The organism is Fibrobacter sp. (genome assembly GCF_045131395.1).
GTDB lineage: Bacteria > Fibrobacterota > Fibrobacteria > Fibrobacterales > Fibrobacteraceae > Fibrobacter.
In genome coordinates, this window is the sequence record NZ_JBGUQY010000036.1 from 63,357 (window position 1) to 83,475 (window position 20,119).

Sequence of the window (20,119 nt, forward strand, 5' to 3'; positions counted from 1 at the left end):
AAAACCATCCAATTATTGAAAAATTGGTCAAAAATGTAAAATACAAAAGAATCCGCAAAAATTTACGGATTCTAAAATTTCAAAAAACGTAAAACAACTTGCGATTGTTACAATTTTTGTAATCAATCTACAAAGCGTTTCTTTCTTCCAAGAACAAGCAGCGTCACTACTACGGCAACAAGCAACGCGGCCGAAACACTAATCCAGAGGGCAGACCCACCCACCGTCAGCTGGAAGAACAACACCGAGAGACTCCAACCTATAATTGTCTGGAATACAACCATCAAAGTCCCGTAATAACGCCCCAGTTCACGGAAGGCCGTTCCAAGAGCAGCAAGGCAGGGCACATAGAGTAGAATAAAGAGCAAGTAAGCAAACACCTGGAACTTACCTAGCGAGAAATGCGCACGCATCCCCTTCATGGCCGAGGCAACTTCTTCGTTTTCGGCATCTTCGCTTTCTTCGATAGCATCTTCGACGCCCAGCGGGTTCACCAGCTTGCCAAAGACTTCCGAGAGGTTCACAGGAATAGAGATGAACGCTTCTTTTGCAGTTGCCTTCAGGCTAAAGCCTTCTTCCTCTTCTTCGCCTTCTGCAGCATCTGCGCCAGCCTGGTCTTCGATGCTGTAAAGGGAATTCAGCGTACCCACAATTGCTTCTTTTGCGAAGAGTCCGGTAAAGAGCGCCACAGAGGCGGGCCAGTTGTCCTTCTCAACACCGAAGGGTTCAAACACCGGCGTAATGGCAGAGCCCACCACGCTCAGCACGGACTTATCATTATCGTTGTTGCCAAAACTACCATCGGTACCGATAGAGCCCATAAAGCCGAGCACAGTCACCATGATAAGCACAATCTTGCCCGCACGGAAAATGAATTCGCGGAGGCGAAGCCAAGCATGCCTAAAGAGGTTGCGGAACTTGGGCAAATGGTAAGGCGGCAATTCCATAATGAAGGTGGATTCCTTGCCCACGAACAGAGTCTTTCTCAAAAGCAGGCCGTACAAGAGCGCAATCACGATGCCGACCATATAGATACCGAATACCAGGTTGCCAGCCGCCTTGCCAAAGAAGGCCGCACCGAACAGCGCATACACCGGGAGCCTTGCGCCGCAACTCATAAACGGCACCAGGAACAAAGTCAAGAATCTTTCACGCTTGTTCTCCAGCGTACGCGTACCCATAAGAGCGGGCACAGAGCAACCAAAACCCACAATCATTGGCACAAACGCCTTTCCGGGGAGCCCCAGGAACCGCATGAACCTATCGGCCACAAAGGCCGCACGAGACATGTAGCCCGAATCTTCCAGGAAAGAGAGACATAAAAACATGAAGAAGATAACCGGAATAAACGTGGACACCGTCTGGATACCGGCGCCAAGGCCGTTGGCGAGGAGCGCCACCACAAATCCCGGCGCATGGATCTTTTCCAAAAGTTGCGTGAGGCCATCCACAAAGATTCCGCCCACCAGGATATCGAAGAAATCGATAAACGCAGAGCCCACCGTCACAGCAAACCAGAAAACGAGATACATGGCCACCAAGAACAGCGGGATACCGAGGATACGGTTCAAGAAAAACTTGTCGAGCTTATCGGTACGCGTGCGTTTGTTGGTGTTATCGCGAATCACCTGCGACACAATGTTGCGGGCATAGGAATAGCGCGAATCCGCCAAGGCAAACTCCACTTCTTCGCCCAAGTCTTCTTCAATCTTGTCGTGCGGAATAGAAACATTCAGGCGTTCAGCCACTTCCAATACGCGGCCACTATGTTCCAAGTACTGCACCGCTGTCCAGCGAGGGGTCGCCCCCAGTTCTTTTGCCACCGGCTCAAGCGTTCCCGAAATATCGGCAATCAACTTTTCAAGCACTTCGGAATGCTGCACAGCCTTCGGGAGCGGAAGTTCGTTACTGGAATGGAGCAACTTGTGCAAATCATTCACAAAGCCTTCGCAGCTTTTCGGCGACACGGCAGTGAGCCCCACTGCTGTCACGCCCAAGATTTCTTCCAGCTTTTTCAAGTCGATATGCACGCCGCGCTGGGCCGCAATATCCATCATGTTCACGGCGAGCACCATGGGCACGCCCTTTTCCATGAGCTGGCTGGTCAGGAACAGGTTGCGTTCCAAATTCGTCGCATCCAGAATGTTCACCACCAAGTCGGCTTCGCCCTTGAGCAAATAATCAAGAGCGGCGCGTTCGTCTTCGGAGTTTGCGAACAATGCATAAATACCCGGCAAGTCCACCACGCGAATGGTGTGGTTGTCGAGCTTAAAGGAACCTTCTTTCTTTTCTACCGTTACGCCGGGCCAATTACCCACAATCTGGTTAGAACCCGTCAAAGCATTAAAAAGCGCAGTCTTTCCGCAGTTCGGGTTACCCGCAATCGCAATCGTAAATTCTTCTTTGTCAATAGCCATTACACTCTCTCCAGCATCAGCACGTTAGCTTCTTCTTTACGGAGCGAAAGCCTGTAAGAAAGCACCGCAACCTCAATCGGATCGCCAAGAGGCGCCACCTGCAGCACTTGCAATTCTACTCCGCGCACAAGCCCCATCGAAAGAAGTTTAGACTTGTACTGCGAATCACCCGTACGATACCCCACAATCTTCACTTTGTCGCCGCGCTTAAGTTCCGAAAACTTAGGAGTCGAACTCCATTCTTTCGTTTTCGACTTTCCGCCACATCCACAACTACAACTCATCTTATCCTCTTACAAGCATCACCTAACAGCGCCCAAGCTTACTTCTTCGAGCACTTCACAACTTTCACTTTTTTTGCAGCCGGACTCATATCCGAGGGCTTCATAAAGTCTTCAATTTTCCCAAGCGTTTCTGCAGAAAGGATATGTTCCATGCAGCAGGCATCCTTATCGGCAATGGCCTCGGAAACGCCAAGCTTAATCAAGAAACCTTTCAGCAAAATATGACGGTTCAAAATCAGGGCCGCCACGCGCTCCCCTTCTTCTGTAAGTTCCACGCCGCTGTAGGGTTCTTGCGTTACAAGGCCAAGCTTTTTAAGTTCAATCATGGCCTTTGCCACCGACGGCATTTTGACGGTAAGGGCCGCAGCAATGTCCTTGACGCGGGCGATGCCGTTGGCGAGGCGCAAAATATGCACCATTTCCAGGTAATCTTCGAGACTTTGGCTTAATTTTGTGTGTTCCATTCGAAATCTCCAATCCGGATTCGACAAGTTAGAATCACCTAACATTATTTAGACAGGGCTAATATAGATATTCTAACTTTATTAGTCAAGACTAAATTTGTTACCTAGACAAAAATTTTTAGGATTGACCAACATTAAGCTCTCCCACCAAGACAGTTTTACAAATTTCGTAATCTTACATCCGTTTTTTCAATTTTTGGAAAATCCCAATGTTTTGTAAGAACAGTGAATTCTGGCTTTTTTCACAAATTTCGCCATTTTTCGGTTTTGGCACGGCTTTTGCTCATGGAAGAGCGAAAAATTCAAATTAGGAGATAATTGCCATGAGCAATGAATACAGATTAAAAGCCATCAAGGAAATCGCCAGCGAAAACGCTGGCGCCAACCTCCCCGCAGCACCCGCAAACATCGACTTCTACGGTGAAGACGTCTTCAACGCCGAGGCCATGCGCGCTTATCTTCCCAAGGACATTTGCAAGAAGCTCTTCGCCACCATCGACGGCGGCGCACCGCTTGACCCGAGCATCGCCGGCGAAGTTGCCCATGCCATGAAGAAGTGGGCCATCGACCGCGGCGCTACCCACTTTACTCACTGGTTCCAGCCCCTTACCGGTTCCACCGCCGAAAAGCACGACTCCTTCCTCGAACCCGAAGACGGCAAGGCCATCCTCGCCTTCAGCGGCAAAAACCTGATCGTCGGTGAACCGGACGCCTCTTCCTTCCCCAGCGGCGGTCTCCGTTCTACTTTCGAAGCCCGCGGCTACACCGCCTGGGATCCGACCTCTCCGGCCTTCATCAAGCGTCACGGCAACGGTGCAACCCTCTGCATCCCCACCGCTTTCTGTAGCTACACTGGCGAAGCTTTGGACAAGAAGACTCCGCTTCTCCGTTCTATTCAGGCCCTCCAGAAGTCCGCCGACCGCCTCATGGGTCTCTTCGGTGTCGCCCAGCAGAAGGTCACCGTCACTCTCGGTGCCGAACAGGAATACTTCCTGATTGACAAGCGTTTCTACCTGCAGCGTCCGGACCTGTACCAGGCCGGCCGTACTTTGTTTGGTGCCGCTCCTGCAAAGCACCAGCAGATGGAAGACCACTACTTCGGTAGCATTCCGGCCCGCATCATCAACTTCATGAACGACGTGGAAAAGGAACTCTGGAAGCTCGGCATTCCGGCCAAGACCCGCCACAACGAAGTTGCCCCGGCTCAGTTCGAACTCGCTCCAATGTTCGAAGAAGTGAACCTCGCTTGCGACCACAACATGCAGATTATGGAAGTGCTCCGCCAGGTCGCTGACCGCCACGGTCTCGTCTGCCTGCTCCACGAAAAGCCGTTCGCCGGCATCAACGGTTCCGGTAAGCACAACAACTGGTCTGTGAACTACGGCAAGACCAACCTGTTGAACCCGGGCAAGGACCCGCACCAGAACGCCATCTTCCTCACCACGCTCTGCGCCGTCATCTACGCCGTCGACACCCACGCCGACTTGCTCCGTATGGCTGTTGCCAGCGCCGGTAACGACCACCGCCTCGGTGCCAACGAAGCTCCTCCGGCAATCATTTCCATGTACCTCGGCGACCAGCTCGCCGACGTTATCGACCAGCTTGAAAAGGGCGATCCGAAGTCCAGCAAGCAGGCCGGTGCCCTGAAGCTCGGTTCTGACACGCTCCCGCCGCTCCCCCGCGACGCTACCGACCGTAACCGTACTTCTCCGTTCGCCTTCACCGGCAACAAGTTCGAATTCCGCGCTCCGGGTTCTAGCCAGAGCTGCTCTGAACCGAACGTCATCCTCAACACCATCGTCGCCGAAGCCTTCGACCTCATCGCCGACAAGATGCAGAGTGTTCCGGCCGACAAGTTCCACGAAGAATTGCAGAACCTGTTGCAGAAGATCGTGAAGGAACACAAGCGCGTGATTTTCAACGGCAACGGCTACACCGACGAATGGGTGGAAGAAGCAGCCAAGCGCGGTCTCCCGAACATCCGCACCACCATGGAAGCCCTCCAGGCTCTCAACAAGAAGGAAAATGTGGCCCTGTTCGAAAAGTACGGCGTGTTCAACAAGCGCGAACTCGATTCCCGTTACGAAGTCAACATGGAAGATTACCACAAGAAGATCCACATCGAAGGAAAGATTGCTTTCGATATCGCCAAGAATGTGGTTCTCCCGCAGGTGCTCTGTGCTTACAGCAACGCCCTCAAGACCAACGAAATGGCGATCGCCCAGGGATTCGCCGCCGTTGACAATTACGCCAAGGAAATCGGTGAAAGCTACAAGGCTCTCGCTGCAGCAACCGACCGCATGGAAAAGGCTCTCGGCGACAAGCACGAAGCAATCCTCGATGCCATGGCAGACCTCCGCATTGTCGTCGACAAGATCGAAAGCGTGATCCCCGACGAAAAGTGGCCGCTGCCGAAGTACAGAGAAATGTTGTTTATTTACTAATCGTACTCCTGAACCTCATAATAATCCGAACCTCAAAAATGCAATTCGTCGGCCCCGTGCCGGCGGATTGCTTTTTTACATCATTCACCAATAAATAAACTATATTAGTCGCCATGGAAGCCGCCCCGAAAATCCGACTTTTCCCGAAAATCATCCTTTCGGTTTTATTTTGCGCTTCCCTGATTTTTGCAGAAACTGCAGCCAGCGATTCCCTAGTGTTCGAAAAAGAACACAAGCTTTCGATTGTCGGAATCATCCTCCCCCACAATTCCCTGAAGAATTCGGAGACCTTGCACAGCTGGCCCTTCTTTGCATTCCCCGCTCCCGCTTGGCTGACGAATTACAAGTGGCAAAAGCCGGGCAAACTCGCCACCCTCAAGGGCTCTGCCGCAGGCGAAGCAAACTTTGCCGGCTTAGGGCTAAAGCTGGATGTTTCCGTAGAACTGATTCACTTACTGGAACTCGGCATTCAGGCGAACGGAGGAACCGCCCTCAACTACGGAAAGACCTCCACTTTCATGGGCGTCTATGATGCCGAAGAACGCAACTACCGTCAAGACATCATCTTTACAGAATACGCCTACGGATTCACCTACAAATCATCCCTGACGCTCCCCCTGCTGGTTTTACTCCCTAAAAGCAACTGGACCAAAATCATCTTGAAACTGTCGGGCGAATACGCCTACTCCGCCTACACCGGCGCCGACGATGGAGAAGTCTGGAAAGCGGGCAACGGAAACATGGTAAACGGTTTCCGCTACAAATACGGCGGCACCTTAATCTACATGATGCCCTTCAAGCGAGTGCCCATGGCCATGCTGGCTGCAAATGTGAGCGGATTCAAGCACGCCTACGATTTCGATCCCATCTATAAAGATTACAATCCCGCCTTCAAGACCGTAAGCATCGTGCCCATGCTTTCGTTCAAGGTCAACGAAACTTGGAACGGAATGCTCATGGCCGCCATATCGAGAGACCGCCGCTACGAACACGACCATTACAAGGCGAACGAAGAACTGTTGCAAAAGCAAGTTGGCGCAGAATGGGATCTTCGCACCATCATGTGCATTTTCACCCGAAAATTCTAAAATGCCCCCTATTGGGGCATTGCCATATCCATAGAATTTTTATATATTTATGCACGTATTAACATATTTGCATAGACTTGGGATGCCGGTCCGACCCGCCCCACGGAGATTTTATGAAGATTATCGACATTCTGAAGCAAGATAAGATGAGCCTCTCTTTTGAAGTTTTCCCGCCTAAAAAAGAGACTAGCTTCGAAAGCGTGAAGGCAGCCACCGAATCTATCGCCGCTCTCGGTCCCTCCTTTATGAGCGTTACCTACGGCGCAGGCGGCGGCGTTAGCCACTTCACCCTCGATATCGCCAAGAACCTCAAGCAAAAGTTCGGCATTCCGATGCTCGCCCACCTTACCTGCGTTTCTAGCAGCAAGGACACCGTTCACCAGCGCATCGAAGACATGAAGGCCGCCGGCATCAAGAACGTGATGGCGCTCCGCGGAGACTTGACTCCGGAACTCATTGAAAAGGGCCGCGACAACTGCGACTACCATTACGCCGTGGAACTCATTCGCGAACTCAAGGCCGCCGACGCCGATTTCTGCATTGGTGCCGCCTGCTACCCCGAAAAGCACCCCGAAAGTGCCAACCAGGCTGAAGACATCAAGCACCTTAAAGAAAAGGTGGACGCCGGTGCAGACTTCCTTACCACCCAGATGATCTTTGACAACAACCTGTTCTTTAGTTTCCTCTACAAGCTCCGCGACGCAGGCGTTACCTGCCCGGTACTCCCCGGTATCATGCCGATTACGAACGCAAACCAGGTGGAACGCGCCATCAAGCTTTCCGGTTCCTTCATGCCGCAGCGTTTCAAATCTCTGGTGGACAAATTCGGTAGCGATCCTGAAGCCATGAAGCAGGCCGGCATCATTTACGCCAGCGATCAGATTATCGACCTGTACGCCAACGGCATCACCAACGTTCACGTATACTCGATGAACAAGCCCGACGTTGCCGAAGGCATTCTCAAGAATGTGACTGCGATTTTGGGAAAGAACTTTAAATAAGTTCCGACTTTACTTTTTAATCAATCTGAGAATCCCCTGTTTATTGTATTCAGGGGATTCTTTTGGGAATGGATTCTTCGCTTCTTGACGAAGCACATAGTGGACACCTTCGCCCAGATCCACCTCGGAGCCGGACTTGGCAGGAACACCATCGCCGAACAGGCTGTCGACAGCCATGAGCAAAGCCTCTTGCGGGTCTTCGGCGCTAGCGGCTATGCACAAATCAGGCAGCATGAAAGTCGCAAGGCCCAGTGTATAAATAGTCTCGCCCGCTTCTACAAAGTTAATCCACGGATCCATGGGATATTCACCGTCACCCACTTCTTCGCGGAAGCCGGCATCTGTCCAGGCCGCACCACATTGCTGCATATAGACGCCCAAGGCACCAGCGTTGAACACCTTGAGAATGGCCATATTCACCTGAGTCACTTCGTCAATATTCTTGACCTCGCCAATCAAGAACAGCAGGGACCTGTGAGCCTCAATTGCTGCAGCGGCATCAGCAGAAATATCCTGATGTTCCTTAAAAATATCGGCAAGACCAGGCACATGTTCCTTGCGGACCACCTTGAACATCACGCCGCAACCGGGAATAATCACCGACTGGGCATCGGCGGCCAGCGTTGCAGTTTCGGTCAGGGCGAGAGGTTCGCCCACTTCTTTAGTCAAAGGGAATGCGAGAATGAATTGAGGCATAGTTCAAAGCACCTTCAGCGCAGTTAAATGTTATTAGTTGTCAGAACGTCGCTCACGGCATTCTTTAAAAGGGCGTTATCCTTCGGTTTAGGCAACGAGACGTTTCCTTTTTCGCTCATGGCCGCAAGCAAAGTCTCGATAGAGAAATTCGATTCGCTGATGGTTGCCGCATAACCTTCGCGGGCTAAATCCTGGGCAAGAATCACCTGTTCGTACTGCCCGGGAGTCGGCACAAAAATGCATTTCGCGCCAAGGACAGCCATATCCATCACCGTACTGTAACCGCCGCGGGACACCACCCACTGGGCTCCACGAACAGCTTCTGCAAACTCCCTATCGGGCAAATGGGTATGGAAATCGATATTGCCTTCGCTCCAGGATTTCACTCCTAGAACAGGCTTTCCTAAAATGATGGCATGACGACCGGGAACCTTGGCAAGTACATTGCGCAGCAACGATTCAAAGCGACTCCGCGCCGGTTCCACGCCCGAGACAATGGCTACAAACTTGTAGTTCCGGGGAGTTTCTGTCCCAAGATGATTTTCAAAACGGGACAAGGCCCCCACATACTTTACCGGCACCGGCGACTTGTTCACATGGGAAAGCCCCGCCGCATACCCTGGGAATTCGGGCAAGTCCGGAACCCAGACTTCATCAAAATGCTTCATGACCGAAGCATGCCAAAGCATTCCCACAGGCTCAAAAGCCGAAAGCACCTTCGGGAAGGCAATGCGACGCTGGTGCGTCATATAAACGGATTTCGCATGGCGACTATAGAATCCGAAACGGTTGTCGGACACCAGAACATCGTAATGGTAGCGTTCCACCATTTCTTCGGCAAAGCGATGTTCATAATTCATCACCTTCCGCAGATGGACGCCGTTCTTGGCTAGCCACAAGCCCATGTTATAGCCGTGCTTGGGGTAAACGATATTGTAAGACGGAGCCAGACGCTGGCGAAGTTCCTGGAAGAAGCCACGCAGCAAGGTAGCGTTAGAACGCACCACCGCCAATTCCACCTCGGCACCTTGATTCAGGAACTCACGAACCACGGGCACGCAACGGGTTGCATGCCCAAGTCCCCAATCCAAAGGTGCTACCAGGACTTTCAACGAGAAGCCTCCAGCCAGGCATTGGCCCAATCGCCGTGGTCATAATCCTTATCGTGCTTGTCACCTTCGTCCAGACGAAGTTCCAAGACTCGTACGCCCTTGACATCCACCGTAATGGATTGCTTTTCGGTAGAATACATGCGCTTGCTGTGGAACAGTTCGCGATCATCTCCCAGCACAATGAAGGATGCGCCATCGCCACCAACGCTCTCGTCATCAAGACCGATTGTTGCATGGAACTTGTCGAAGGAACGAGGGAGCGTAAACTTCATAAACGAAGGTGCATGGGAACCGATTCCGTAACGGAATACTTCCTTGTCAATGGTAATCTTTCGATGTTCCACCGTCGTATTCTTCTGGGGCTGTCCCCAGGCCTGGTCAAAGCTATCCATCTTCAACTCAGAAAGCAACAGTACGTTGGGTGATTCCACAAAGAAATCCTTTACCAGCCTAAGGGTGTCTGCATCCGGCATCACACATTCAAGGGTCACGCGGTTCATGCCCGCCTTGATCTTGGTCGAATCCAGCATCAACGTATCCGACGGCAGCGAAAGCATCAGTTCTTCCTGCAGTTCGCCATTCAAGGAATAGGCGTAAGTGATGGTTTCGGGGAAACGCTTGTTCACGATCATGGCGTTATTTTCCATGTCACTCACAAAGAAATTCTGCAAGTAGGTAGACACGCCCTTCTTAGCCGTAATCTTATAAATCGCCAAGGGATAGCCAAAGAGTTTAGGTTCAATCAGCACCCTTTCGCTCTTGTAATCTTTCAAGATTTCGTCCACCTGATCCGTGGTCTTGAAGCCCACCACACGGGACTTGCGGTTCAATTCACCATAGCCATCCTGACCGCGAACCATATAGATGTTTCCATTCGACACCTGCTGCCACTTGGCAAAGGTTTCATTGTCCCAACTCATGAAGGAGCGTTCACTGAAGGAGCTATGTCCCGAGGCAAGCATCTGCCAGGGGCGCGCATAGATAAAGATGGAATTCTTGGGATAGCTTTCGAGAGCCTTGTCCAAATAATCTTCTTCACCCAGCAACTTATTCTTGTAATAGAGCATATTGTGGCGGTAGCTATCCCCATGGTAAATCATGAGTCCAAGCGAAAGTGCCGCCGCCACGGCCAGAATAATCTTCCCCGCCGCCTCAGGTTTCATCTTAGTCGAAAAGACCAGGGCGTCGTACAGGCCAAGGGCCATAATCAGGGCGAACAACGGGAGCGCCACCAGCACGTAACGCTGGTTAATGTCGATAGTGAAGGTTCCCGACACATTCAGGAGAATCACAAAGATCTGCAGGCAGAACAGAATGCCCAGCAAGGCACCGCGCCAGTAGCGCCGAGAATAAATCAGACGGAACAGGAGCCATGCAGTAGCCGCCAACAGAATAACGGTAAAGGTCGTGTAGAAAGGATTCTGCATAATGCCGCCAAAAGACGGATCCTTATTCAGATTCAGCATGACTTCAATATTCGTCTTCAGGTTGAACCAGAAGTTTTCAAGGGAATGGGCCGCATGTTCGCCCCCCTGGAAATCGTAACCGCGATAAGCGGCCATGGTATTCACCGAAGGCCAGCTCACTACAATCACTGCGGCCACAAACAGCGGAAGCCTGTGAGCCTTTTCAAAGAAATACTTGTAGTAGTAAAGAGCGAAGGGAATAAACGCAAACACGGTTTCTTGTCTAGTCTGGGCAAAGAAGCCAAGCAGCGGCACTGTGAGCAAGAAATGTTTCCAGTTCACCTTGCTTGCCGGTACAAAGGCATACCAGGCCATCAAAACCGCAAGCAGGAATATGTACAGCACTTCGGTGGATGCCGAACGGGCCTGCAACAGGTAAATAGGCATGCCACCTAGGAATGCCGTCGCCGCCAGAGCCGCCCATTCATTCTTGAACCACTTGGAAAGGGCAAAGAAGAAGAACAGCAGACTAAGCAGGTAGAACGGGAAGTTCACCAGCAAAGCCGTATCGCGATTGGGTGATGCAAAATTAAAAACCAGCGAATAAACAAAACCAAGAGCCTTGCCCTTAAAGTTGTTCACCTCGGTTTTACAATCCAGCACGCCATTGTTCCATACGCCTTCGTTACAAATGCCACCCGTATGTTCAAAATACATCTGGAGCCCCATGGACTCCCAGCTAGTTTCATCGCTCAAGACTCGGTGGGTATTGCTGATGTTCCCGAACATGAATACCGAAAACACAAGGGCAATGCCCGCAAAGGCACAAATGCTTTTTCCCGAGGGTTTAAAACCTTTCCATCCTTGGGCAATCACCGGAATATTGACCACCAAACCCACAATCAGCAGGATGAAGGTCGAAAGAATGGAGTAATAACCCCAATCGATATCCCAACGTCTAGCGTAAGAAACGGTCAAATTATTAAAAATGAGGAATGCGACAACCAATACGGCCAGCGTAATTCCAATAACAGTAAAATGCCTGCGGCCAATGCCCAGACGCTCAAGAATATTCTTCATGCCTTTAATTTAGCTAATACTTGATAAACAAAAGCCCTTTCAGATACCTGAAAGAGCTTTTTCATATTCATTTTTAAGAGTTTATTCTTTTTCGATGTACTTATCCATGAACTCTTCGACCGGAAGCGGTTTCGAGTAATAGAAACCCTGCAGGCTCTTGATCTTGAAGCGCAACAGGAATTCTCGCATTGCAGGCGTTTCAATACCTTCTGCAGTCACTGAAGAAGAGAAGGAATCGGCAAGTTCCGAAATAAAGCGCACCGTTTTCTGGTCAGAGGGATTCTGCTCGATATTCATCACAAAGCTACGGTCAATCTTCACCGTGGTCACCGGGAGCTCACGCAGCACGCCGATAGAACTGAATCCCGTACCGAAATCATCAAGGGCAACCTTGATTCCACGATTGCGAAGCCTCGTGAAAATATCCTTAAGAAGAGTCATATCCAAAAGACGGCAGCGTTCCGTGATTTCCAGGCACAGGTTCTGCGGCGGGAACTTTTCTTTTTCCAAAACCTCCAGAACACTATCCACAAAGTCTGGCTTTTCAAGCTGCGTGTACGAAAGGTTCACGTTTATCACAAAGCCCGGATAAGCTTCCAAGAATTTTTTGGCATCCCTGATAGACGTTTTCAAAATCCACTTGCCCAGTTCCGGGAACAAGTTATCCTGTTCCAGGACGTCTACAAATTCCACCGGGGGAACAACGCCGTATTCCTCGTTTTTCCAGCGAATCAAGGATTCAGCGCCAATCACCTTTTCGGTATTGGCATCCACAATCGGCTGGTAACACAAGTAGAACCCTTCGCAGTTGTTCACAATGCTGTTGCGGATCACGTTGATACGTTCAATCGCAAAGCGCTTGTCGTCATTTACGTTGTTCTTAAGAACGAACAGTTCACCCAAGTGATTATTCTTGGATTCATAATAAGCAAAGCGCAAGCACGAATAAACCGTTTCTGCGGTAACATCAAATTTTTCCAGATTAACGGCACCAGCCACGAACGAAAGAACCACGCGAGTTCCGTCCACATTAAATTCATGAATGGAGTTGTACTGGATGCGCTTGTACAGGTTCTTCAAGTCTTCAACAGAGGCACTTTTACAGACAATGGCGAACTTGGTTCCATCCAGTCGATACCAATCGCCCAGGCCATGGGCCTCGGTCTTGAGCATCTTTGAAAATTCCTGCAGCACGCGGTTTCCGAAGGTGTAGCCGTAAATTTCGTTCAGGCGCGAAAAATCATTAATGCCCAAAGTCATTATCTGCAAACTTTCTCCACGCCAGTTTGCCGATTGCAAATCTTCCAAGAAACCATAAAGGCTTCTCATGTTGGAAACATCGTCAAAATAACTCAGGGTGTCGTTGTTCTTGATAGTCCCGCCAAAATAGTCGGGTTCCCCTTTTTCGTTACGGAGCAATACACCGCGGCAAGTGCAAACAATGTAGCGTCCGTCTTTTGTCAGCACACGATATTGAAGATTATGTTCAGTCGCTTCGCCCTTCATGACCGCTTCAATATTTTCTTTATAAGCGGCACGGTCATCCGGATGAATTTTTTCCATCCAGGCATAGGTGACACCCTGCATGTATTCATCTGGCAAACCGAAATAGCGAACAGCCTCTTTGGACCAACGGGTCCAATCGGTCCTCACATCAGTAACGTAAGTATAGGCCCCATTCGCAAGTACCGAAAACGCCTCGAACAAGGAATCAATTTTCGTTTTTACAACGCTATCCATCATTTTCTCCTTCTGATGCAACAACGCAGTTCTTGCCCAACTTCTTGGCCCTGTACAAAGCCTTGTCAACGCGAACAAGCGCTGCATCAGCGCTTTCGCCCTTCCTAAGTTCGGTCACACCGGCACTCACGGAACGACGTCCAGCTTTTTCAAATGTAACATCATTGAAAGCGACGCGCACCCTATCGGCAAATTCTATAGCCGTTTTTAATGAAGAATCCTGCAAAAGCACCATAAATTCTTCACCTCCCCAACGGCCTATAGGAGATTTCACATCCATAATCACCGGTACCGGTCGCAAGGAACTACCACCATGAAGTTCGTATTCCTTTTCGCACATGGCTTCAAAATCAACCATGTCAAAATTTGCGGCATCGACCCCGGACACTCCAGTTTCATCGGCCACTCTCCGCAAGACATGGCCAATTTCTTTTATGACGTTATCACCTTCCTTGTGGCCCCAAGTGTCGTTAATTTGTTTAAAATTATCGATATCCAGCATTACCAAGCAGCCGGGCCTTCCCAATTCCACGCACTTGGTAATTCTGCGCTGAATTTCGCCACGGTTAAACACTTCCGCAAGGGAATCCGTAATAGATGTCAACGCAAGTTTCGCATTGACTTCAGCCTGTTCCTGAGCCGTTACATCAATGAAAGTGGCCAGGCGGTTAATCATGGAAACCTTGCCCGAGAACGTCTCTTGAGGCATTTCAAAGTCATAACGCTCCCCTCCCTTGCCTTCGCGCATTCCCGCTACCACAAGGGTCGCGTTGTGTTGGTTCACGCAGCAGCCCGTACGCAAGAATTCGCTAGAGGAATAAAAGCCCGAGGTAGAAGCAATGCTCTGCAACGGCAGCGTTTCTCCACTGATTTCTTCTTTACCCCAAAAGATTCGACGCACCACACAAGAATAAACTTTGACAATTTCAGGGCCAAACACCCCGACCTCACGACCATCTTTTCGGACACTTGCAAGAATCGTCCACGGGTCGCCATAAGCGAGACGCACTTTCATGCCTTCGTCGACATCCGAAGACATGAGCATGGAACCATCCTCATTACATGTCAACGGAGAACGCATGATGTCGATCCCGTTGCGCTTATAGAACAGCGGGAACTCCAACGTGTTGTAAATAAAGTGTTCGTCATTGGGAATATTCAAATAGCGATGATAAATTTCATAGGCAGGGACGCCGTCCAATTCGTACAGTACAGGGCCCTTCGCTTTTGTCACCAAAAATTCACGGCCAAGGGGTTTCCAACCAATGACGTGAGTAGTATAGATGTAGAAGTCTTCACCGCCTATCAAAAGGACAACTACACCCTTTCCGGAATACCCGCCCACATTGGAGAAGACACAAGTTTCTGTACTCGTCAAATTCGGATTAATGGCGCCACCGCCAAAAATGGCAATCGACGGATCCACATCCTTGAATGCATCACAGAACGGCGTCATGGAAACACCAAGGGTCGTGATTTGCAGTTCAACAGCCTTCACCCAAGGATTCGCCTTGATTTCTTCCTTGATACTGCCCACCACATCAACGGCATTTTCAGCACTTATGGTATACTGCAACAATTTGAGCTGCGTCGTGGGATATTCGAAAATGGTGCAGATAATGGAAATCTCGGCATTAGAAAGCCGCCCATCCACAATATTACCGCCCGTGGAGCAGCCCATGTAAATGGAATCCGGGAAATTCTGCGAAATAACGTCACAGACAAGATCGATTTGTCCCCGATCCATAGAATTGGAATAGATCTGGAATACCAAATGAGAAAACACCCTTGACTTGCACCAAAGGCCAATCTTGTCGAGGTCGCGTTTCAACGACGTAATGCTGTGATAATCAAACTGGAACTGTTTCATGAATTGGCAATATCCCCTATACCATTATACCATATAACAATATAGAAGATATATCAATGATGACAATTTTGTTTGAAAAAAGTTACCGTAAATATTCCAATTTGGAATATTTGTGATTAAAACGGCTAGACTGCGAATTTTTCGATAATTTCGGCAATTCCGCCGTGATTATTGTCGGCCTTGGTCACATAATCGGCCACGGATTTTGCCACCTCGGAGGCGTTGGCCATGGCAATTCCCACCCCGGCGGCCTCAATCATGGGACAATCGTTTTCTTCGTCGCCCACGGCTATGGTGTCAGAGAGGGAAACCTTGTAATAATCCGCCATAAAACGCACCGCATCGCCCTTGTTACTCTGCATATGCGAAAATTCCAGCATTTCGGGCTTGCTGAACACGTCAAAGAGCTTGCCGGCAGTGGTTTTGCGCATTTCGGCTCTAAAATCTACCAAGCTATCGTGATCAAAGGGCGTAATGATATTCACCTTGATAGGCGGCTTGACCACCACATTGATGAACTCGCCATAGTATTCGCGGATATCCTTGACCACCACGTAATCCATCTGCATAATACGGCAGTAGTTCTTGAGCTGTTCAGTTTCGTATTCCGAAACCACCAGATCGCCCGAGTAGGTGTGCGCGTGCATGCCGTGCTTATGAGCCTCATCCATAATGAACTTGACGTCATCTACGGAGATTCGGCGCGTGAGGATGGATTTTTCGGTAGCGTAGTCGTAAATGAGCCCGCCGTTGAAACTCACCAGGAAGAATCCCGGCTTGTCAAAGCCGTACTTTTGAGCCAGCTGCTTTGCACTGGTAAGCGGACGCCCGGTGCAGAGCACCAGCTTGTGCCCGCGAGCAAGCATTCCCTCGATGGCCTTCATGTCCACATCGAGAATGGTCTTGTCGTCGGTCAGGAGCGTTCCGTCCAAATCGGTAAAAAGCAGCTTCATGCAGGCTAATTTAGAAAATCAAATACGTCATTGCGAGGAGCCTAGGGCAACGCGGCAATCCAAATATGAATTTCAGAAACATTTACTATATTCCTTAACATGAAAATCGATGAATTATTGAGCGAAGCGAAGACTGTGGCCATTTTCGGGCATGTTCGTCCGGACGGCGACTGCGTGGGTTCAACCACCAGTATCTACAACTACATCAAGGACAACTACCCCGCCATTACCGCGGACTTGTTTCTTGAAAACTTCCCCGACAGCTACAAGATTCTGCGCGGCACAAGCGATGCCCGCTCCGCCTGGACTGCCGAATGCAATGACGGCAAGCCCTACGACTTGGCCTTCTTGATGGATACCCCGAGCTTTGAGCGCGTGGGTGCAAACGGAGCCGAATGCGTCAAGGCTGCCAAGAAGACTGTCAACATCGATCACCACATTTCTAACCCGCTGAACCTTTGCACCGTGAACTTCGTGGAGCCCGAAGCAAGTTCGGCCTGCGAAGTGCTGTTCATGCAGCTCTCCAAGGACAAAATCAGCCAAGAAACAGCCAGCACCCTGTATCTTGGAATTGTCCACGACACAGGCGCCTTCAAGTACAGTTGCACCGGCAAGCGCACCATGCAGGTGGTGGGCGACCTTATCGAAAAGGGCGTCGACTTCGCCAAAATCGTAAACGAAACTTACTACACCCGCACCTACAAGCAGACCCTTATTACGGGCTTTGCCATGCAGCAATGCAAGCTCGGCTTGGGCGGTAAAGTCGTCTACAGCTACATCACGCCCGAAGACATGGAACGCTTCGGTGTCACGCCCGTGGAACTTTCCACCGTCATTGACACCATCCGCGAAGTCGGCGGCACCGAAGTGGCCTTACTCCTGTACCCCGTGAACGGCAAGTACAAGATTAGCCTGCGCAGCAACTACATTGTAGACGTGAACGCCATTGCCAAGGAATTCGGTGGCGGCGGCCACACCCGTGCCGCCGGTGGCGACACCAGCGACAACCCCGAAGTGGCTATCGAAAAGATCCTGGGGCTGATTGAAAAGCAGCTTTAAAATATTTTACGACCAGCCTTTCTCTTTTTTTGGTATATTAAAATACGATAGAAGGAGAATAGCATGAAGAGCAAATTCATACACGGACTGTCGGCAACCATAGTCCTTACGGCAGCTTTCCTAGCAGGATGTTCCGATAACGCAAGCGACGCTGTAGATGCGTCAAGTGAACTTTCTAGCAGTTCCGATGCAAGATTGTCTAGCGGTCAAGCAGACAGCCCCACACAAGGTTCCTCAAGTTCTGAAGTTTCAGGCTCCGTGGAATCAAGCGCAGCAGAAAGTCCCTCCAGTTCAACAACAACATCGTCATCTAGCGAAATAGAGGCGCCTTCAAGTTCTGCAACTACGTTATCATCAAGCGAATCAGAGACACAATCAAGTGCAAATGTCACGCCATCTAGTTCCTCGGTTTCAAACTCCGCAACTAGCAGCAGTACAGACACCTCACTTTTTGAACCGATTACGCGATCTTCCAGCAGTTACAGCAAATTACGCAACGAACCCGAAGACGAACGCCATAAGATTTACCGACTGCTCTACCCTGTCGAAAACGGGACGCTTGACACGGGCTATTTTGACCAAGGCGGCTGCGAAATCCAGAACGACGGATCCTTTGCGTGCCGTCAAAAAAGCTGCATTGAATATGTCGGAGGATACATCGACTTTCATAGCGAAGGAATGTTTCCCAATGACGGGGACGAGAGACATGCTAAATATTTCCAGGGAAACACCGACGAGACAAGGCTCATCGACATCAATTTAGGCGACAGCGCCCTTACCTCGTACATTCCCTACGCCGACATCCCGGAATTCGACATTGAAGGAATCAAGGCCCAGCTTTCGACACTCCCGGCAGCCACATGTACCACTTTGGTGCAGTTTGTCAGCAATTATAAAATGAGCGCCAGCGGACTGCCCGAAGGTTTTGTCTTGCACCTAGACGCCAATTTCGCTCTCATGCCATTAGAACGCGTGACGGAACCCTATTCCATGGTATTCCCTAAAGATGAGATTGACACCGTCAAGGCAAACATTTCCAACAGCGAAAAACGCCTTGAACACGGGTACACCTTGTTTGATGAAATTAGATATGCCAAGGAATCCCTTTTCTCCAAGAGTTCCATTGAATACAACACCTATGTCAGTAACCAAGGCTGCGGTATCGTGGCACAGACATACAATCCCATGCCATCAGGTGCCGCCGGCAGATGCCAAGGCTGGATTATCCCCGAAAGAGCCAGAGAATTCTCGGTGCGTTTCATCAACACTTCGGACAAAACCCCGGCTTCGTTCACATGGAAGCTGACCTACATGGATCAGTTTGGCCGTGGCGGCACCATCGACATCACGACACAGCTCAAGTAGCGTTATACTAGGAACAGCGCAAAAGCGAGCAGTACAAATACGACGCCGCTAAACCAGTTGAGGTTGCGGTTCGCCTTCGGGCTATTCAACAGGAACTTCTTAACTGCACCCGCCAAAATCGCGACCGAGCCGAACACAATCAGCGTCGCGGCAATGAATTCTAAACCGAGAAGTGCGATTTGCAGACTCGGGTGAATGGGACGGTCCATTTTAACTGCCGGCGGAATGAACGAAAGCAAAAAGAGGACTGCCTTCGGGTTCGTCAAGTTCATGATGACGCCGCGTAGGTAAAGCTTGCGACCCGGAAGCGACGTTTCAGCCCCCTTGGCATGTCCGTCTACCACCGTACCAGCACGGACTTGAAAACTTTTGTAGGCCAGATAAAGCAGGTAGGCAGCCCCCAGGCACTGCATCACGAAAAAAGCCGTCGGACTGGCGGCAATCAAGGCCGAAACGCCAGCCACCAAAAGCCCCGTTTGCACCAAAATGCCCGTACAAAGGCCCAAAATCACACAAAAACCGGCGCGGGCACCGTGAGTCGCACTTTGTGTAAGGACAAATAAGTTGTCGGGGCCAGGAGCAATCCCTACCACTAACGCGGCAATGAAAAATTCAAGCATAATCGGCCCTAAAACAGCCTCTAGAGTTTGCTCAAGAAGCTATCCACATCCAGCTCGTCGAGGTCTTTCTGCAAGTCCGAAAGCATGTCGTCCGAAATGACCGCCGGTTGCACCTTTTCGGCATCTTTTGCAGCCATGGCACCGGCAATTTTTTCAGCCACATTTTCAAATTCCGACGGAGCAGAACCTTCACGGGGACTGGGCAAGCTTTCGCCCTTTTCGGAACGTTCTTCGGCCAGGGCTTCGGAGGCTTCCACCATTTTCTTGAGGGCCTCGGCTACCGCACCCATGGCACCGCCGTTGCTCACAACGGCATCGATGGCGCGACTCAGCTTCTTGCGGAGTCCGGCAAATTCTTCGCGATCCAACTCGGCAACATCGCCATGGTAATACATCAACGGAGTCTTGCAGCGGGCGCAGCAAAACACCATCATGTTGGCGCCATCACCTTGAATCTGGGCGTCAAAAGATGTACCGCAATGGGGGCAGTCAATATGGAATTCACTCATACCCTATAATT

The 20,119-nt window shown here is 50.4% G+C and carries 16 protein-coding genes; 5 read left to right on the plus strand and 11 right to left on the minus strand.

Going from position 1 to position 20,119, the window contains the following annotated elements; all coding sequences use genetic code 11:
• Positions 1-122 precede the first annotated feature (122 nt).
• The 3 genes from feoB to ACJMNB_RS09410 are packed head-to-tail and all read right to left on the minus strand — an operon-like array spanning position 123 to position 3,165.
• Positions 123-2,417, minus strand: a complete 2,295-nt coding sequence (gene feoB, locus ACJMNB_RS09400; protein WP_405341780.1) for a Fe(2+) transporter permease subunit FeoB — start codon at positions 2,415-2,417, stop codon at positions 123-125.
• The gene (locus ACJMNB_RS09405; RefSeq protein WP_405341782.1) at positions 2,417-2,701 is read right to left on the minus strand and encodes a ferrous iron transport protein A; all 285 of its coding nucleotides are present in this window, start codon (positions 2,699-2,701) and stop codon (positions 2,417-2,419) included. Before ACJMNB_RS09405 ends, feoB begins: the two co-directional genes overlap by 1 nt.
• A gap of 38 nt (positions 2,702-2,739) precedes the next feature.
• Complete coding sequence (locus ACJMNB_RS09410) at positions 2,740-3,165, minus strand: metal-dependent transcriptional regulator (RefSeq protein ID WP_405341784.1); 426 nt, start codon at positions 3,163-3,165, stop codon at positions 2,740-2,742.
• 323 nt (positions 3,166-3,488) lie between these two features.
• Here ACJMNB_RS09410 and ACJMNB_RS09415 point away from each other — a divergent pair, with 323 nt between their 5' ends.
• The 3 genes from ACJMNB_RS09415 (at position 3,489) to metF (ending at position 7,698) form a co-directional block, all read left to right on the plus strand.
• The gene (locus ACJMNB_RS09415; protein ID WP_405341786.1) at positions 3,489-5,609 is read left to right on the plus strand and encodes a glutamine synthetase III; all 2,121 of its coding nucleotides are present in this window, start codon (positions 3,489-3,491) and stop codon (positions 5,607-5,609) included.
• Positions 5,610-5,722: 113 nt separating this feature from the next.
• Positions 5,723-6,697, plus strand: a complete 975-nt coding sequence (locus ACJMNB_RS09420) for a hypothetical protein (protein ID WP_405341788.1) — start codon at positions 5,723-5,725, stop codon at positions 6,695-6,697.
• 113 nt (positions 6,698-6,810) lie between these two features.
• Positions 6,811-7,698, plus strand: coding sequence for a methylenetetrahydrofolate reductase [NAD(P)H] (gene metF, locus ACJMNB_RS09425; protein WP_405341790.1), 888 nt, complete (start codon positions 6,811-6,813; stop codon positions 7,696-7,698).
• 9 nt (positions 7,699-7,707) lie between these two features.
• Here the strand turns inward: metF and ACJMNB_RS09430 are convergent, their stop codons facing one another.
• The 6 genes from ACJMNB_RS09430 to ACJMNB_RS09455 form a co-directional block, all read right to left on the minus strand.
• Positions 7,708-8,394 carry a hypothetical protein gene (locus ACJMNB_RS09430; RefSeq protein ID WP_405341792.1) on the minus strand — a complete coding sequence of 229 codons (687 nt, stop codon included), beginning with the start codon at positions 8,392-8,394 and terminating at the stop codon, positions 7,708-7,710.
• Between the two features lie 23 nt (positions 8,395-8,417).
• A complete protein-coding gene (locus ACJMNB_RS09435; RefSeq protein ID WP_405341794.1) occupies positions 8,418-9,506 on the minus strand; it encodes a glycosyltransferase in 1,089 nt (362 codons plus the stop codon).
• The gene (locus ACJMNB_RS09440; RefSeq protein WP_405341796.1) at positions 9,503-11,992 is read right to left on the minus strand and encodes an NPCBM/NEW2 domain-containing protein; all 2,490 of its coding nucleotides are present in this window, start codon (positions 11,990-11,992) and stop codon (positions 9,503-9,505) included. Before ACJMNB_RS09440 ends, ACJMNB_RS09435 begins: the two co-directional genes overlap by 4 nt.
• A gap of 81 nt (positions 11,993-12,073) precedes the next feature.
• Positions 12,074-13,735: an EAL domain-containing protein gene (locus tag ACJMNB_RS09445; protein WP_405341798.1), complete on the minus strand. Its 1,662-nt coding sequence runs from the start codon at positions 13,733-13,735 to the stop codon at positions 12,074-12,076.
• Complete coding sequence (locus ACJMNB_RS09450; RefSeq protein WP_405341800.1) at positions 13,725-15,602, minus strand: diguanylate cyclase; 1,878 nt, start codon at positions 15,600-15,602, stop codon at positions 13,725-13,727. The genes ACJMNB_RS09445 and ACJMNB_RS09450 overlap by 11 nt, the downstream gene beginning before the upstream one ends.
• A gap of 125 nt (positions 15,603-15,727) precedes the next feature.
• Positions 15,728-16,555 (minus strand): Cof-type HAD-IIB family hydrolase, encoded by an 828-nt coding sequence (locus tag ACJMNB_RS09455; protein WP_405341802.1) that lies wholly within the window; start codon positions 16,553-16,555, stop codon positions 15,728-15,730.
• A 99-nt stretch (positions 16,556-16,654) separates the two neighbouring features.
• Here ACJMNB_RS09455 and ACJMNB_RS09460 point away from each other — a divergent pair, with 99 nt between their 5' ends.
• Both ACJMNB_RS09460 and ACJMNB_RS09465 read left to right on the plus strand, forming a co-directional pair.
• Positions 16,655-17,614 carry a bifunctional oligoribonuclease/PAP phosphatase NrnA gene (locus ACJMNB_RS09460; protein ID WP_405341804.1) on the plus strand — a complete coding sequence of 320 codons (960 nt, stop codon included), beginning with the start codon at positions 16,655-16,657 and terminating at the stop codon, positions 17,612-17,614.
• Between the two features lie 63 nt (positions 17,615-17,677).
• Complete coding sequence (locus ACJMNB_RS09465; RefSeq protein ID WP_405341806.1) at positions 17,678-18,979, plus strand: hypothetical protein; 1,302 nt, start codon at positions 17,678-17,680, stop codon at positions 18,977-18,979.
• 2 nt (positions 18,980-18,981) lie between these two features.
• On the opposite strand, the gene ACJMNB_RS09470 is transcribed toward ACJMNB_RS09465, so the two are convergent.
• Both ACJMNB_RS09470 and ACJMNB_RS09475 read right to left on the minus strand, forming a co-directional pair.
• Positions 18,982-19,599, minus strand: a complete 618-nt coding sequence (locus ACJMNB_RS09470; protein WP_405341808.1) for a LysE family translocator — start codon at positions 19,597-19,599, stop codon at positions 18,982-18,984.
• A gap of 20 nt (positions 19,600-19,619) precedes the next feature.
• Positions 19,620-20,108, minus strand: a complete 489-nt coding sequence (locus ACJMNB_RS09475) for a hypothetical protein (RefSeq protein WP_405341810.1) — start codon at positions 20,106-20,108, stop codon at positions 19,620-19,622.
• Positions 20,109-20,119: the final 11 nt, after the last annotated feature.

Coding starts and splice junctions, on each gene's coding strand:
- ACJMNB_RS09445 (WP_405341798.1), bottom strand. CDS start 13,735: ATGATGGATAGCGTTGTAAAAACGAAAATTGATTCCTTGTTCGAGGCG.
- feoB (WP_405341780.1), bottom strand. CDS start 2,417: ATGGCTATTGACAAAGAAGAATTTACGATTGCGATTGCGGGTAACCCG.
- ACJMNB_RS09430 (WP_405341792.1), bottom strand. CDS start 8,394: ATGCCTCAATTCATTCTCGCATTCCCTTTGACTAAAGAAGTGGGCGAA.
- ACJMNB_RS09410 (WP_405341784.1), bottom strand. CDS start 3,165: ATGGAACACACAAAATTAAGCCAAAGTCTCGAAGATTACCTGGAAATG.
- ACJMNB_RS09460 (WP_405341804.1), top strand. CDS start 16,655: ATGAAAATCGATGAATTATTGAGCGAAGCGAAGACTGTGGCCATTTTC.
- ACJMNB_RS09455 (WP_405341802.1), bottom strand. CDS start 16,555: ATGAAGCTGCTTTTTACCGATTTGGACGGAACGCTCCTGACCGACGAC.
- ACJMNB_RS09465 (WP_405341806.1), top strand. CDS start 17,678: ATGAAGAGCAAATTCATACACGGACTGTCGGCAACCATAGTCCTTACG.
- ACJMNB_RS09440 (WP_405341796.1), bottom strand. CDS start 11,992: ATGAAGAATATTCTTGAGCGTCTGGGCATTGGCCGCAGGCATTTTACT.
- ACJMNB_RS09450 (WP_405341800.1), bottom strand. CDS start 15,602: ATGAAACAGTTCCAGTTTGATTATCACAGCATTACGTCGTTGAAACGC.
- ACJMNB_RS09475 (WP_405341810.1), bottom strand. CDS start 20,108: ATGAGTGAATTCCATATTGACTGCCCCCATTGCGGTACATCTTTTGAC.
- ACJMNB_RS09420 (WP_405341788.1), top strand. CDS start 5,723: ATGGAAGCCGCCCCGAAAATCCGACTTTTCCCGAAAATCATCCTTTCG.
- metF (WP_405341790.1), top strand. CDS start 6,811: ATGAAGATTATCGACATTCTGAAGCAAGATAAGATGAGCCTCTCTTTT.
- ACJMNB_RS09470 (WP_405341808.1), bottom strand. CDS start 19,599: ATGCTTGAATTTTTCATTGCCGCGTTAGTGGTAGGGATTGCTCCTGGC.
- ACJMNB_RS09415 (WP_405341786.1), top strand. CDS start 3,489: ATGAGCAATGAATACAGATTAAAAGCCATCAAGGAAATCGCCAGCGAA.
- ACJMNB_RS09405 (WP_405341782.1), bottom strand. CDS start 2,701: ATGAGTTGTAGTTGTGGATGTGGCGGAAAGTCGAAAACGAAAGAATGG.